Annotated in this window: 18 protein-coding genes and 1 tRNA gene; 12 read left to right on the top strand and 7 right to left on the bottom strand. The window is 67.9% G+C overall.

All coding sequences use genetic code 11. The annotated features are described in order from the left end of the window. Positions 1 to 30 precede the first annotated feature (30 nt). The 7 genes from hadA (at position 31) to rplA (ending at position 3,862) form a co-directional block, all read left to right on the top strand. The gene (gene hadA, locus ACY466_RS17685; protein WP_463252341.1) at positions 31 to 513 is read left to right on the top strand and encodes a (3R)-hydroxyacyl-ACP dehydratase subunit HadA; all 483 of its coding nucleotides are present in this window, start codon (positions 31 to 33) and stop codon (positions 511 to 513) included. Next, entirely contained in the window at positions 503 to 931 is a 429-nt protein-coding gene (hadB, locus tag ACY466_RS17680) for a (3R)-hydroxyacyl-ACP dehydratase subunit HadB (protein WP_463247107.1), read from the top strand. Before hadA ends, hadB begins: the two co-directional genes overlap by 11 nt. A 146-nt stretch (positions 932 to 1,077) precedes the next feature. Beyond that, positions 1,078 to 1,153: transfer RNA gene (locus tag ACY466_RS17675), tRNA-Trp, on the top strand. A gap of 58 nt (positions 1,154 to 1,211) precedes the next feature. After that, positions 1,212 to 1,646 carry a preprotein translocase subunit SecE gene (gene secE, locus ACY466_RS17670; protein ID WP_463247105.1) on the top strand — a complete coding sequence of 145 codons (435 nt, stop codon included), beginning with the start codon at positions 1,212 to 1,214 and terminating at the stop codon, positions 1,644 to 1,646. 67 nt (positions 1,647 to 1,713) lie between these two features. Then, a complete protein-coding gene (gene nusG, locus ACY466_RS17665) occupies positions 1,714 to 2,565 on the top strand; it encodes a transcription termination/antitermination protein NusG (protein WP_463247102.1) in 852 nt (283 codons plus the stop codon). A 73-nt stretch (positions 2,566 to 2,638) separates the two neighbouring features. Continuing rightward, positions 2,639 to 3,073 carry a 50S ribosomal protein L11 gene (gene rplK, locus ACY466_RS17660; RefSeq protein ID WP_463247099.1) on the top strand — a complete coding sequence of 145 codons (435 nt, stop codon included), beginning with the start codon at positions 2,639 to 2,641 and terminating at the stop codon, positions 3,071 to 3,073. Positions 3,074 to 3,142: 69 nt separating this feature from the next. Then, positions 3,143 to 3,862 carry a 50S ribosomal protein L1 gene (gene rplA, locus ACY466_RS17655; RefSeq protein ID WP_463247097.1) on the top strand — a complete coding sequence of 240 codons (720 nt, stop codon included), beginning with the start codon at positions 3,143 to 3,145 and terminating at the stop codon, positions 3,860 to 3,862. A gap of 67 nt (positions 3,863 to 3,929) precedes the next feature. Here the strand turns inward: rplA and ACY466_RS17650 are convergent, their stop codons facing one another. Beyond that, a complete protein-coding gene (locus tag ACY466_RS17650; RefSeq protein ID WP_463252340.1) occupies positions 3,930 to 4,844 on the bottom strand; it encodes an alpha/beta fold hydrolase in 915 nt (304 codons plus the stop codon). A gap of 157 nt (positions 4,845 to 5,001) precedes the next feature. On the opposite strand from ACY466_RS17650, the gene ACY466_RS17645 reads away from it, so the two are divergent. Beyond that, positions 5,002 to 6,207, top strand: coding sequence for a GGDEF domain-containing protein (locus ACY466_RS17645; protein ID WP_463247095.1), 1,206 nt, complete (start codon positions 5,002 to 5,004; stop codon positions 6,205 to 6,207). A gap of 6 nt (positions 6,208 to 6,213) precedes the next feature. On the opposite strand, the gene ACY466_RS17640 is transcribed toward ACY466_RS17645, so the two are convergent. Together ACY466_RS17640 and ACY466_RS17635 are read right to left on the bottom strand one after the other, a co-directional pair. After that, positions 6,214 to 8,181, bottom strand: a complete 1,968-nt coding sequence (locus ACY466_RS17640; RefSeq protein ID WP_463247092.1) for a CocE/NonD family hydrolase — start codon at positions 8,179 to 8,181, stop codon at positions 6,214 to 6,216. A 127-nt stretch (positions 8,182 to 8,308) separates the two neighbouring features. Beyond that, positions 8,309 to 8,506: a hypothetical protein gene (locus ACY466_RS17635; RefSeq protein WP_463247090.1), complete on the bottom strand. Its 198-nt coding sequence runs from the start codon at positions 8,504 to 8,506 to the stop codon at positions 8,309 to 8,311. Between the two features lie 326 nt (positions 8,507 to 8,832). Between ACY466_RS17635 and rplJ the strand changes: the two genes are divergently transcribed. Continuing rightward, positions 8,833 to 9,402: a 50S ribosomal protein L10 gene (gene rplJ / locus ACY466_RS17630; protein WP_463247088.1), complete on the top strand. Its 570-nt coding sequence runs from the start codon at positions 8,833 to 8,835 to the stop codon at positions 9,400 to 9,402. Positions 9,403 to 9,513: 111 nt separating this feature from the next. After that, entirely contained in the window at positions 9,514 to 9,900 is a 387-nt protein-coding gene (gene rplL, locus ACY466_RS17625; RefSeq protein WP_188543368.1) for a 50S ribosomal protein L7/L12, read from the top strand. Between the two features lie 201 nt (positions 9,901 to 10,101). Here the strand turns inward: rplL and ACY466_RS17620 are convergent, their stop codons facing one another. The 3 genes from ACY466_RS17620 to ACY466_RS17610 are packed head-to-tail and all read right to left on the bottom strand — an operon-like array spanning position 10,102 to position 11,315. Next, positions 10,102 to 10,758, bottom strand: coding sequence for a hypothetical protein (locus ACY466_RS17620; RefSeq protein WP_463247085.1), 657 nt, complete (start codon positions 10,756 to 10,758; stop codon positions 10,102 to 10,104). After that, a complete protein-coding gene (locus ACY466_RS17615) occupies positions 10,755 to 11,072 on the bottom strand; it encodes a sigma factor-like helix-turn-helix DNA-binding protein (RefSeq protein WP_463247083.1) in 318 nt (105 codons plus the stop codon). The genes ACY466_RS17620 and ACY466_RS17615 overlap by 4 nt, the downstream gene beginning before the upstream one ends. A 12-nt stretch (positions 11,073 to 11,084) precedes the next feature. Then, a complete protein-coding gene (locus ACY466_RS17610) occupies positions 11,085 to 11,315 on the bottom strand; it encodes an RNA polymerase sigma factor (RefSeq protein WP_463247081.1) in 231 nt (76 codons plus the stop codon). 192 nt (positions 11,316 to 11,507) lie between these two features. On the opposite strand from ACY466_RS17610, the gene ACY466_RS17605 reads away from it, so the two are divergent. Beyond that, positions 11,508 to 12,230 carry a CHRD domain-containing protein gene (locus ACY466_RS17605; RefSeq protein WP_463247079.1) on the top strand — a complete coding sequence of 241 codons (723 nt, stop codon included), beginning with the start codon at positions 11,508 to 11,510 and terminating at the stop codon, positions 12,228 to 12,230. Between the two features lie 7 nt (positions 12,231 to 12,237). Next, positions 12,238 to 12,900, top strand: a complete 663-nt coding sequence (locus ACY466_RS17600) for a class F sortase (RefSeq protein ID WP_463247076.1) — start codon at positions 12,238 to 12,240, stop codon at positions 12,898 to 12,900. Here the strand turns inward: ACY466_RS17600 and ACY466_RS17595 are convergent. Continuing rightward, positions 12,887 to 14,065: an acyl-CoA dehydrogenase family protein gene (locus tag ACY466_RS17595; RefSeq protein WP_463247074.1), complete on the bottom strand. Its 1,179-nt coding sequence runs from the start codon at positions 14,063 to 14,065 to the stop codon at positions 12,887 to 12,889. The genes ACY466_RS17600 and ACY466_RS17595 overlap by 14 nt on opposite strands. Positions 14,066 to 14,076 lie beyond the last annotated feature (11 nt).

Here is a 14,076-nt window from a genome sequence, read left to right as displayed (position 1 = left end):
GCCGAAGATCTCGCGGCCCGCACCGCTTCGATGGTCGGCCACTCGTACCGCATGCCCGATTTCTACGAGGTCGGACGCGAGAAGGTGCGCGAGTACGCCCGCGCCGTCCAGAACGATCACCCCGCCCACTACTCCGAAGATGCGGCGCTCGAGCTCGGTCATCAGCACCTCGTAGCTCCCGCCACGTTCATCTCGGTCGTGGGGATCATCGCCCAGCAAGGGCTGTTCGACACCGTTCTGGCGGGGTACGACCTCAGTCAGATCCTGCAGGCCGATCAGCGGATCGACTTCCATCGCCAGATCGTCGCCGGGGACCGTCTGACCGTGGACGTCTCGCTCGATTCGTTCCGCCAGATGGGCGGAAGCGACATCATCGTCACCAAGAACGTCGTGACGGACGCGAACGAGGACGTCGTCATGACCTCCTGGACCACGTTGGTCGCGCGCACCGGTGGCGCGGGCGACCCCACTGCTCTGGACATGGTGAAGGGTGTGATGCGTAATGACGCGTAAGCAGTTCTCGGAGATCTCCGTCGGACAGGACCTGCCCGAGCGGACGTACGAGCTGACCCGAGGAGACCTGGTCAACTACGCCGGGGTCTCCGGTGATCCGAACCCGATCCACTGGAGCGATCCGGTGGCGCGCACCCTCGCCGGTCTGTCCGACGTCGTCGCGCACGGCATGTTGACGATGGGCCTGGGCGCGGGATACGTCACGGGATGGTCCGGCGATCCGGGCGCCATCACCGAGTACAACGTGCGGTTCACCAGCCCGGTCCTGGTCAAGGAGACCGAGCCGGCGAAGGTGGACTTCACCGGCAAGATCAAGTCGATGGACCCCGAGACCAAGAAGGCCGTCGTCGCGATCACCGCGAAGTACGACGGCAAGAAGATCTTCGGTCGGGCCGTCGCGACCGTGCAGCTGGACTGACGTCCGTCCCTGCCGCCGCGTGCGATTTTCCTCCGTCGCCGCGGGTGAAGTACACTGAGATCTCCCGAGTCGGTCGGCGCTGCGCGCTGCCCGTCGCCGGGTACGGAGGGTGTTCGCGAGGTCATCGGCCTCGAGGTGCCGTCCGAAGGGGCGTAGCTCAATTGGTAGAGCAACGGTCTCCAAAACCGTAGGTTGCAGGTTCAAGTCCTGTCGCCCCTGCCACATCCGGATGGTCATCCGTCTCGATGACCGCACGCATGATCGACCGAGAGGAACAGTGGTGAGCGATCCGCGCGACGACCGCTCCGACGGGTCCGACGACCCGAACGGACGCGATGCGGTCGGTTCCGCAGCCGATCCCACCTCCGGTGCGACCTCGGCTCGGCCCAGCGGAAAGCGATCCGCTCGTCCCCGCAATTCCGACGCCGAGCCGTTCCTGGACAAGAAGTCGAAGTCCGAGGGCAAGTCCGTCGCGACGGCGGCTCAGGTTCCCGGTCGCACGCGCACCGAGGCCGCGCCGAAGGCGAACATCTTCACGCGGCTGCGCAAGTTCTTCCGGGAAGTGGTCGCCGAGCTCCGCAAGGTCATCTGGCCGAACCGGAAGCAGATGATCACCTACTTCTCGGTCGTGTTGGTGTTCGTGACGTTCATGGTCGCGTTCATCAGCGGATTGGACCTGGCGTTCATCCGCGGGATCCAGTGGCTGTTCGGCTGACGACGCCCACTGACCGACCCGACGAGAACGCCCGAGCAGCACGAAAAACAGGAAGCGAGTGCCTTTCGTGAGCACGCCCCATAACGACGCCACCGAAGTGGCTGCCTACGACGGTCAGGTCGAGGCGGCCAAGCAAGGCCTCGAAGCGGAGCAGGCCGCACAGGACCGCGAGACCGACGAGGCCATCGCGGCCGATGTCGCGGCAGCCACCGGCGAGACCCCGGCCGGAGAGCCCGCGGACGAGGTGATCGACGTCGAGGACGCGATCGACGCCGAAGCGTCCATCGACGCCGAGCCGGTCGATCCCGTCGCCGAGATGAAGGCCGCGCTGCGACGCGCCCCCGGTGACTGGTACGTCATCCACTCCTACGCGGGCTACGAGAACAAGGTGAAGGCCAACCTCGAGACCCGTGTGCAGAACCTCGACGTCGGCGACTACATCTTCCAGGTGGAAGTGCCCATCGAGGAAGTGACCGAGATCAAGAACGGTCAGCGCAAGCAGGTCAACCGCAAGGTGCTGCCCGGCTACATCCTGGTGCGCATGGAGCTGAACGACGAGTCGTGGGGCGCGGTGCGCAACACCCCCGGCGTCACCGGCTTCGTCGGCGCCACCTCGCGCCCGTCCCCGTTGACCATCAACGAGGTCGTCAAGTTCCTCATGCCGCAGGAGGACAAGAAGAAGGCCACGACCGGCGTAGCCGCGACCACCGAAACCGGTGGCGACACGGCGGCCAAGCCGATCATCGAGGTCGACTTCGAGGTCGGCGAGTCGGTGACCGTCATGGACGGACCGTTCGCGACGCTGCCCGCCAGCATCAGCGAGGTCAACGCCGAGTCGCAGAAGCTCAAGGTGCTGGTGTCCATCTTCGGGCGCGAGACGCCCGTCGAGCTGGGCTTCACGCAGGTCGCCAAGATCTAGCGGCGACCACCCCCAGAACTTGCAGTTCGTACCGCAAGAATCCGAGAATCACGCAACAACCTAGGAATTACAGATGCCCCCCAAGAAGAAGAAGCTAGCCGGGATCATCAAGCTTCAGATCCAGGCCGGCGCAGCCAACCCGGCTCCCCCCGTGGGCCCCGCCCTCGGCCAGCACGGCGTCAACATCATGGAGTTCTGCAAGGCGTACAACGCCGCGACCGAGTCGCAGCGTGGAAACGTCGTGCCGGTGGAGATCTCGGTCTACGAAGACCGCTCCTTCGACTTCAAGCTCAAGACCCCTCCCGCCGCGAAGCTCCTGCTCAAGGCAGCCGGCGTCGCCAAGGGTTCGGGTGAGCCGCACAAGACCAAGGTCGCCACGGTGACCATGGATCAGGTGCGCGAGATCGCCAAGACCAAGCAGGAAGACCTGAACGCGAACGACATCGACCAGGCCGCGAAGATCATCGCCGGTACTGCACGGTCGATGGGCATCACCGTCCAGGGCTGATCCACCCAGCACCACGTGGGAGGGCCGGCCAGGCCCGCAACCACACTCCGAACGACGAACGGACATTTCATGGCAAAGCGCAGCAAGGCCTACGAGGCCCTGGCAGCAAAGATCGACTCGGACAATCTGTACGCACCCCTCGCCGCCGCGAAGCTGGCGAAGGACACCGCGTCGAGCACGTTCGACGCGACCGTCGAGGTCGCCATGCGACTCGGCGTCGACCCCCGCAAGGCGGACCAGATGGTGCGCGGCACCGTCAACCTGCCCCACGGCACCGGTAAGACCGCTCGCGTCATCGTCTTCGCCGCCGGCGCGAAGGCCGACGAGGCCGTCGCCGCGGGCGCCGACGAGGTCGGTGCCGAGGATCTCATCGAGCGCATCCAGGGTGGATGGCTCGAGTTCGACGCCGCGATCGCCACCCCCGATCAGATGGCCAAGGTCGGCCGCATCGCCCGCGTTCTCGGACCGCGTGGCCTGATGCCGAACCCGAAGACGGGCACCGTCACCACGGACGTGACCAAGGCCGTCAACGACATCAAGGGCGGAAAGATCAACTTCCGCGTCGACAAGCAGGCCAACCTGCACTTCGTCATCGGCAAGGCGTCCTTCGACGACGCCAAGCTGGTGGAGAACTACGGCGCCGCACTGGACGAGATCCTGCGCGCGAAGCCGGCGTCGGCCAAGGGTCGCTACATCAAGAAGATCACGGTCTCGACGACCACCGGACCGGGCATCCCGGTGGACCCGAACCGTACGCGCAACCTCCTCGAGGACGACGCGAACGCCTGATCCCAGTACAGATCACGATGGCCGGTACCCCTCGGGTACCGGCCATCGGTCTGTTCGGAGCCCACCCCTACCCGACGCGTCCACCCCGCGCGATGTTGTCCAGCACCGATCCCATGACGTCGTCGAGCACCGCGTTCGGGATGTCGTGCGCCATCCCGTCGATCAGAACCAGCTCGGCTCCCGGAACGGCCCGGGCGATCGCCTTGCCACCCGCGGGGCGGACCAGCGGATCGGCGGTGCCGTGGATGACGACGGTCGGTGCGGTGATCTTTCGGGTCCAGCGCAGCAGCGAACCGGTGCCGGTGATGGCCGCGAACTGGCGCCGGATACCCGCCGGGTAGTAGCCGCGATCGTAGGCCGCGGTCGCGTCGGCGATCCGTTCCTCGCGCGTGGTCACGTAGGTCTTGCTGCCGATGGTGGCGAACGTGGACGCCTGAGCCTCGATGATCTGCTCGCGGGTCGCGTTCTTGGGCGGCGGCTTGAACAAGGGTGCGAGAGCTCGGACGTCGGGCGGGGGCAGCAACTTCTCGTTGGTGCTCGAGAAGAAGATGGACACCGAGCGGATCCGTTCGGGGTGCGAACCGGCGACGACCTGCGTGATCATGCCGCCCATCGACGCTCCGACGATGTGAACCCGCTCGATGCCCAGGTGGTCGAGAAGCGCGACGGTGTCGTCGGCCATGTCGACGATGGTGTACGGCACGTCGCTGGGCAGCCCGAGTTCGTGACGCAGGAGTCGGAGCGGGACGTTCTTGGACACCCGTGCGCCGTTGAGCTTCCCGGACAGTCCGATGTCGCGATTGTCGAACCGGATGACTCGGTAACCGGCGTCGATCAGCCTGCGGCAGAACGGAATCGACCAGGTGATCAGCTGGCACCCCAGACCCATGACGAGCAGCACGGGTGGTGCGTCGATGTCTCCCATGTCCTCGTAGGCGATGTCGACCGCCCCGGTGGTCGCGGTGCCGGATCGAATCTCGATGTCGTCGGTGCCCGTGGCCGATGCATCGGGGGAGCTGTAACCGTCAGTCATACCTAACTTTATCAACCGGACGGTCGGCGACAGCGCCGCAGATCGGAACCGTCACCGCGGCTGCGCGTCGCCCACGGGTGGGACACGCCGTTCATCGGTCCGAACAATGGCATTGCCTCTACAGTGGGCATCGGGGTCGACGATCGAATGCGCCGCCGACGCGGCCCGGCGAAGGGACGACGTGCGCCACGCGAGTTCCGCTGCTCGGCCCGCCCCCGGGTGGCTCGCGGGGTGGGGCGCGGGGTGGCTCGCGAAACCCTTCGACTACCTGTGGTTCGAGACCCACCGCTCGACTCGGGGCATCTTTCGGAGCGCGCGGTACGTGATCGCCGTGTCGACGGCGATGTTCGGTGTGGTGTCGGTTCTGATGCTCTTCGGTCCGGCCGGCTCCGGCAACGCGTTCGGTGCGGTCTGGACGCTCGCCCTGCTCGTCGTGCAAGCGGGCTACGTGTGGTTCTGGGCGAGCACCCGTCCTTTGAGCCGGCGCTCGATTCTGCTGTTCGCCGTGTTCGCGGACCTGGGCACGGTGTCGGTGTTGGCCACCTACTCGGATCCGCTGCTCGCGCTGTTCGGCTGTGTCCTCCTGGCCGTGATCGGCGGATTCGTCACGTATTTCTGCTCGTCGCGGGTGGTCGTCGCGCACCTGCTCTACGCGGTGTCGGTGATCGGGGTCCTCAGCGCACGTGCCTTCGCCGACGGGGGCGAGCACCCCGCGACCGTCGCGGCGACCACGCTGACCGTGGTGATGGCGGTCGCGTTCGTTCCGCTCGCCGCGCACGTGGCCTGGAACGTGATCTCGCACGACGCCAAACGGTCGGCTCTCGATCCCCTGACCGGAGTCTTCAACCGGCGTGGATGGGAGGACGAACTCGAGGACCTCGTCGCACGGGGGCGTGAAAAACGGGCCACGATGGCCGTCCTCGTGATCGACATCGACGATTTCAAGCGCGTCAACGACGAGTTCGGGCACGAGCAGGGCGACGTGGTCATCGCCACGGTCGCACGCCGCCTGGTCGACGTGATCGGGGAGGACGGTGTCGTCGCGCGAACCGGAGGCGAGGAGTTCTCGGTGGCCGTGGTGGGCTCCCCGGAACTGGTCGGCGGGACACCGGACGTGGTGGTTCGAGACATCGGGGATTCCCGCGACGCGGTACCGGTGACCGTCAGTGTCGGAGCCGCGACGATCTCCCCGGAGTCGCCGTTCTGGGACCGGGGCCCCACCGGAGTGGTCGACGCCGTCCGGCTCGCCGATTCCATGATGTACCGCGCGAAGGCGGTGGGCGGCGATCGTGCGGTGCGGACGACGCTCTGATCCCGATCACCAGCCGGGTTCTCCGAGAAGGGGCAGGGTCAGGAAGCTGGGGTGCACCTCGTCGAGTGTGATGTCCTGAGGGCGCCACCGGGTCCTCAGCAGATCGGGAAGGATCGGGAGGAAGCGCGGGGCGTTCGCGGCGAACACGCAGACCCGCAACCGGTGGCCGACCTTCAGGACGGCCTCGGTGGACAGCAGATCGATGTCCAGGGTGGTCGGTTCCCCCGGAACGACGGGCAGCAACGACGCTCGGGTCAGCGGATGGTGAGCCACCAGGTAGTCGCCGTTCTCGGCGACGACGCTCCGGCTGTCGTCGACCGCGCGCCGGGAGGACAGCAGAGCCCCGTTGGTGAGCTTCGTGGACGTGCCGTCCGGAGAGACGTCGCACAGCATCACCGCCCACATGGCCTCCCGTGCCCGCGCCACGGTTCGCAGGCGTAGATTCGCCGGACCCGAGTACACCACCGGGAACCGCACCGGTGGCGTCGTGAAGGTGACGCCGTCCCGCTCGGCGGTCCGGTTGTCGTAGGTGAAACCGCCGCCCAGCACCGCGGGGATCCCCGCGAGGACCTGCGTGGTGTCGCGCGAGATCACCGTCCGCACACCGGGGGTCACGGTGACCACGCTCGGGGTGGGGGACGGGCGCGTCGTCAGAGATCCGTCGTGCTCGCTGTGCGACGCCGTACCCGACGCGGTGGGGGACAGATACAGGCGCGTGGCCACCGCTCGCTGCGCGGGAAACGATCCCACGCCCTTCCATCCCCCGCCCTGCTGGCGCAGGGTGACCGGCCCGTAGCGGTCGATGCCGTTGTCGATGCCGCGCAGCCATCGGTCGAACCACGCTCGTTCGAGCACGTCGAGACGAGGCGGGAACCCGGGTTCGCCGAAACCGATCCCGGGGTTGGCGTGGTAGCCGTCGCCGACCAGGAGTTGCTTGCGGCCGCGTTCGAGTCCGAGACGGTTGTAGGAGTCCGGGGCGGCGCCGCCGAAGATGTCGTGCCAGCATCCGTAGAGGAACGTGGGAACGTCGATCCTCTCGATCGCCGGATCGATGGCGTCGAAGGTGGGGCCGTCGTAGATGCGAGGATCGGCCCCGGTGAGGAAACCTCGTAGCAGGCTGACCACATCCGTTGCGGGAGAACGCAATCGATCGATCAACCAGCGCGCGCCACCTCGTCCGAGGTGAGGGGAGGGCGCCCACTTGAGCGCGTTGACCGCCGCGAGCCACAGGGGGATGAAGATGGACGGCGCGCCGCCCGTCGCGAAGATCTCCCGCACGATGTCCTCGGAGCCCTCGACCGCGAACACGGCGTCGGGACCGCCCTCGCGTGCGGTCGCGGCCTGCATCGCGTTGATCGCCGAGTACGAGATGCCCGCCATGCCCACGTGACCGTCGCACCACGGCTGCGCGCGGACCCAGCGCAACACGTCCAGAGCGTCGGTCTGCTCGCGCGGCCCCAGGGTCTGCCAGACGCCGGCCGAGGAACCGGTACCGCGCGCGTCGACGATGATCTGCACGTACCCGCTGCGTACGAGGTGGCGGTTGACGGTGAGCAGATCGGCGGCGCCGCCCGCGACCACGCGCGTGATCTCGGTGATGCCGTCGAACCGGGTGCCCGTGAGGTCGAACGACGCGGAGAACCGCCGCACGGCCGGACCGAGCACCGGCGCGGACAGCACCGCGTCGATGCCGTCGAGCAGTACCGAGTTGTACGGGGTGATGTTGAGGACCGCCGGGAACGCGAATCCGGCCGGTCGGCCGTCGGCGTCGGCCGGAGAGACCACCATCGCGCGGAGAAGAGTGCCGTCGGAGACCCGGATGGGCACGGCGCGCCGAAAGTGCACCCGGGGGAACTCGGGGACCGCGTCCACCAGCGCCGCCCACGCCACGCCGTCCGCGCCTCCGGTGGGATCGCGAGGTGGCGATACCGGGCGGACCGGCTGCACCAGGGCATGCACGGATTGCGGTGTCATGGTTCCGGAGTCAACCCCATCGGTGCGACATCCGGTGGGCAATGGCGTCGTTGTCGGGCTTTCGACACAGCAGCGGGCGCTGTCCGTGGTCTCGAACCACGAACAGCGCCCGCTGCGAAAGAAGGAACTACTTGCCGCCCTCGGGCGTGCCCTCGCTGTCGCTGAAGAACGCCCACTCGCCGTCGTGTTCGACCTCGAGGCGCCAGCCCAGTTCGGCGTCGTCGGACTTGTTCTCCTTGAACCAGGTGTGTGCTTCCGTCGAATCGGACAGTTCCTTGGTCGCGACGACGGATCCGGTGGGGTCGAGTACTCGATAGTTGGCCATGCACCTCGTGTTCCCGGCCGGGGCTCCGTCCAACCTTTCCGCCACCGTTTTGGAGAAGGACGTGTGCAGCGGGTACTCTTCCGGACGGACCTCGTTCTGCGAGTTCCACCTGATCTGTTCCACCCAAGACCGTTGGTCATCGCCGTCTCTCACGAGCAGGCGATTGAAGGTCCGGCACAGCCGGCGACCCACGCAGGAGGACCGAGGACAGGATACGTGCGGCCCTGAACGGGGCTCGCTCGCATTCTCACGCCCCGTGTGCCCTGCACCGGGGCGTTTCGTCTTTTCCGGGCCGTCCGACTCGAAGTAACGAGAGGAGGCGAAGTATGGCAAAGGCAGAGAAGGTCTCCGCTGTCGCGGAGATTTCCGAGCAGTTCAAGGGCTCTACGGCGGCCGTGATCACGGAATACCGTGGTCTGTCGGTTTCCCGTCTGACGGAGCTCCGTCGGGCACTCGGTGCCGGAGCAACGTACTCCGTCGCCAAGAACACCCTGGTCAAGCGCGCCGCAGCCGATGCGGGCGTCGAAGGCCTCGACGACTTGTTCGTCGGTCCGACCGCCATCGCATTCATCGATGGTGAGCCGGTCGACGCAGCCAAGGCGATCAAGCAGTTCGCCAAGGACAACAAGGCGCTCGTCATCAAGGGCGGCTACATGGACGGCCGCGCGCTGTCCGTGGACGAGGTCAACCGAATCGCGGATCTCGAATCGCGTGAGGTGCTCCTCGCCAAGCTGGCCGGTGCGATGAAGGGCAACCTGGCAAAGGCCGCAGGCCTGTTCAACGCTCCCGCCTCGCAGGTCGCGCGTCTCGCGGCTGCGCTGCAGGAGAAGAAGGCAGCAGAAGAAGGCGCACCGGCAGAAGCTGCCGCGGAGCCGGAAGCTGCACCCGCCGAATAGCTGATCCGTAAGGACTGCACCACCAGACGGACGGCCGGCCTCCGGCCTTCCCGCACACCACATTCCTGTCCCCGGATCGGCGACAAGGACTTACAAGGAAGGACCGCCACCATGGCGAAGCTCAGCACCGAAGAATTGCTCGACCAGTTCAAGGAGCTCACCCTCCTCGAGCTCAGCGAGTTCGTGAAGGCATTCGAGGAGACCTTCGAGGTCACCGCAGCTGCCCCCGTCGCCGTTGCTGCCGCCGGTGGAGCCGCTGCTCCCGCCGAGGCCGCCGAAGAGCAGGACGAGTTCGACGTCGTCCTCGAGGGCGCCGGCGACAAGAAGATCCAGGTCATCAAGGTCGTCCGTGAGGTCGTCTCCGGCCTGGGCCTGAAGGAAGCCAAGGACCTCGTCGAGAGCGCTCCGAAGGCCATCCTGGAGAAGGTGGACAAGGCTGCCGCCGACGCCGCCAAGGAGAAGCTCGAAGCTGCCGGCGCGAAGATCTCCATCAAGTGATCTAGCTCCACACAGTTCGGCACACGGCCGCATCCCTCACGGGGTGCGGCCGTTGTCGTGTCCGGCGGCCCCCGCTCCCGCGTGCCCGCCCCGCTCCCGCGCACCCTGCAGCGTCCTGCGCACCGTGCACGGTGCGCGTCGCGCTGGACGGTGCGCGAAAACCCGCACCCGGTCCTCGCGCACCCGGTCCTCGCGCACCCGTCAGACCACCCCCGGCACCGCCGCCTCCGCAACCGTCTCACCCGTGTCCCGACGGATCTCGATGCCCACGACGTCGGGCCTGAGCACCGCGGCGTTGAGGCGGCAGTCGATGGTCACCGCGCTGCCGCGGAACGTCCCCGACGGCGCATCGGCTCCGGAGCGCTCGACGAGGAACACCTCGAACGTCTCGTTCACCGGCACCCCGTCCATCTCGAGCACGGTCTCGGTTCCCCAGGTGTGCGCGACCAACCCGCCGTCGATGCGCACCCCGGTCAGCGACTCGACGAAATCGATCTGCTCGAAGGCGCCGAGCGTTCCGGGCGGTCCGGTGACCTCGCGGTCCGTCCACCCCTGCGCGCCGACCGCGACACCGATCCCCACCACGATGCCGACGGCAGCGGCGGCGGCGACGGCCACGCGGCCGGGTGCCCGACGCGAGACGCCCAGCACGCGTCGTCGCAGAACGTCGCTGGGCTCGGGCTCGGTCCACCTCATACCGGTCATTCGATCCGCGACCGCGCGCAGCGAGCGGATCTCCTCGGCGACGGTCGGGTCGTCGGCCGCGAGGCGATCGAGATCGGCGCGGTCGGTGTCGTCGAGGTCGCCGGCCACGGCGGCGGCGATCAGTTCGTCGCGGCGCGATTCGGACGAGTTCACGAGTCCTCCCGATCGTCGAGGTGGGCGCGCAGTGCGCGCAGAGCGTAGTAGGTGCGGGAGCGGAGGGTGCCGACGGCGACACCGGTCTCCTCCGCGACCTCGGCGTACGTCCGGCCCGCCAGGTGCACGGCCACCACCACGTCGCGGTGCTCGCGCGAGAGCAGGGCGAGCGCCTCGATCATGTGCAGGCGTTCGACCGTGGCGGCATTGTCGTCCTCGGTGGGCGCGTCCTCGGTCAGGAGAGGCGTGGTGGGTGGGGTCCGAGCCATCGACCGCCGCAGGTCCACGATCACGTTGCGTTCGATCGCGAACAACCACGTCCGCGTTCACCCACGGGAGGCGTCGAATCGGGTTCTCGCTCGCCAGGCTCGCAGAAACGTCTCCTGCACGCAGTCCTCGGCGGCCACGCGATCGCCGAGGACGTTGACGGCGTACCCGAGCAACGACGGGCCGTGCGCGTCGTACGCCTCGGCGAGGTCGAAGGATTCGACCGGTGTCGAGCGTTGTCGACGGCGCAGGACGCCCACATTCCCCCACAGCATCGGATCGGACGGCACGGTCCGCCTCACCTTAGCCACCCGGAGTACGTCCGTGGTCGTCATGAGAGGGGATACGTCGACGAGACCGAGAGCGTTCGACGGGCGGGCCACGAATCTTTTTCCCTCGACGGTGAACGAATCGGACAAGCCGGTCGTATCACTCGGGGAAGGGCGAACGCGCCCGTCCCCGACCGGAAGGTACCCGAAGCCATGACTCAGATGCGCACGACGACACGAGCGACCGTGGGAACGATGGCCGTGGCAGGTGGAGCTGCCGCGTTCCTGGCTCTCGGCGCCGCCCCCGCGGCCGCGGACACCCCGGTGGACGAGCCGAGCAACTTCACGAGTGCGTTCACCTCCATGGCGACGCCCGATCAGGTGGTGAACTCCGACGGCGATCCCGCCCCCGGCGAGCCCGGCGCCATGGGTACCTTCACCTTCCGGATCAACTCCGAGCTCGACATCATCTGCTACGACATCACCCTCGAGGGCGTCACGGGCGACTACATGTCGCCGGCGAACACCGCGACCCACATCCACCAGGCGGCTCTCGGCGAGGCGGGCCCGCCCCGCATCGCGTTCCCCGATCCCACCCCCGTCGGCGACGGTCCCCGCTCGAGCAGCGGTTGCCTCCAGGGCCCCTTCACCACCGGAGTCGAGGCCAACGGCGCCGACACCGGCGACGGCTTCACGCTCGCGCAGATCGAGCAGAATCCGGCCGGCTTCACCGCGGACTCGCACACCGTCGACTTCTCCGCCGGCGTGGTCCGCGGTCAGCTGACCCCGATCCCCGTGGGTGGCGTCACCACCGGTGGCGGCGGTAGCGCCGTCGGGTCGGACACGGCCGCGATCGTCGGGACCGGTGCTGCGGCACTCGGTGTCGCCGCCATGGTCGGTGTCGGCGTGGCTCGTCGTCGGTCGACGCAGTCCTGATCCTTCCATGAGGGGATCGCGGAGGAACAGAACGCGAACCGCCGCGATTCTGGCGTCGGTTCTGATGGTCGCGTCGTGTGCGCAGCCATCGGAACCGGCGTCGGCCCCGCCGATCTCGGCCGAGACCACCGAGACCACCGAGACCACCGAGGCCACCGGCGCCCCCGGTACGACGGCCTCGCTCGCACCCGACGCTCCGACCTCGCCCGCCGACCGGACCCCGGCGGACCCGGCGAGGCTGAGCGTTCCGGCCATCGGTCTCGACGAGCCGCTGATCGGGTTGGGCCTCACCGAGTCCGGTGAGATGGAGGTTCCGTCGGACTTCGACGACGTCGGGTGGTTCACCGGCGGCGGTCGGCCGGGTGCGATCGGTCCCACAGTGCTTGCGGGGCATGTCGATTCGACCACCGGACCCGCCATCTTCGATCGTCTCACCGAGCTGGTGATCGACGACGTGGTGACCGTGACGACGGCGGACGGGACCGCCGCGCAGTACCGGGTGTCCGAGACGGGCAACTACCCCAAGGACGGTTTCCCGACGGTGTCGGTCTTCGGAGCGACCCCGCGCGACGTCGTTCGGCTGATCACCTGCTCGGGTGACTTCGACGCGAGCGTCGGGTCGTACGAGGAGAACTACGTCGTGTTCGCCGAACGCGTCATGCCAGGGTGAAGTCCTCGCCCCGGTGGTACGCGGCCAACGACGCCTCGGTCTCCCGGATCGAGGGCGGGTGGAACGCGAAGGCGGACACCACCGACTGCAGGTACGCGATGTCCGGATCGGTGATGAACGCGATGCCGCCGAGTGCGGTCACGGCGGCATCGACCGCGCGGCGCAGAGCGTGGCGAAGAGCGATGCGTACGAACAGAAGTCGGGCCGAGACGTCCGCGCCGCGTTCGCCCGCGTCCATGGCCACCGCGATCGCCTCCAGCGCCGACATCGCCGTCTCCAGTTCGGCCGCCGCGGTCGTGTAGACGCCGTCCGGAACCTTCGGGTGCCCCACCAACCGGGCCACGAGAGCCGACGCGGCGCCCACGTACCCGGCCGACGCGAGGATGCCGAACCACAGGAACCCGGTGAGTTCGTGCATCCCCTCGGGATCGTCGAGAGCCCCGATCATGGTCAACGACACCGGAATTCGGACGTCCTCGAGGACCACCTCCTCGCTCTCGGCCCCGGCGAGGATCGGCGTCGTCCAGAACGGCCTGATGGAGACCCCCGGCATGGTGGCCGGAATCAGCGCGACGGCCTTGCGGGTCCGGCCACCCTTCTTCTTCTCGCGGGTGGCGACGCTGGCGGCGAGGAAATCCATCGACGCCGACAGGCTGCACGGCTTTTTGCTCCCGTTGATGACGTAGTCGCCGTCCTCGTAGTACGCGTCGACCGAGGGAACCAGGGTGCTTCCGGTGCCTTCCGCGAAGCCCGACGCGATGATGGAGCGTTGTTCGATCAGTCCGGCGACCAGCGGCAGTTCCTCTTCCGGGCCGGCCTTCGCGATCTCGACGATGGTGGCGATGGACAGGTGATGCATGGTGACGGCGGCGGACAGGGACGGGGACTTCGCCCCGATCGCGCGGTGGATTCGCAGGGCGTCCACGGCCGACGCGCCGAGACCGCCGAGACTCTCCGGGGCGATCAGGCCCGTGCCGCCGGCGTCGCGGAACGCCGCGATCGCCCCGTTGCCGGGCGCCTCGAGGTCGGACAACGACGCCCCGTCGAGGAAATCGGCCAGGCCGGGGAGGTACCGGCGCAAGGTGGCGCGCTCGGTCTGCATGAGGCGGGGGGTGGGGCCGGGTCGCGTCGGTGGGGCCGTGGCGTCTGCATCGACGAGAGTCATGGTCGCGTTCA

The sequence above is a fragment of the Rhodococcus sp. K11/5 genome (assembly GCF_055193735.1).
This window is presented reverse-complemented; position numbering and strand designations above follow the sequence as displayed.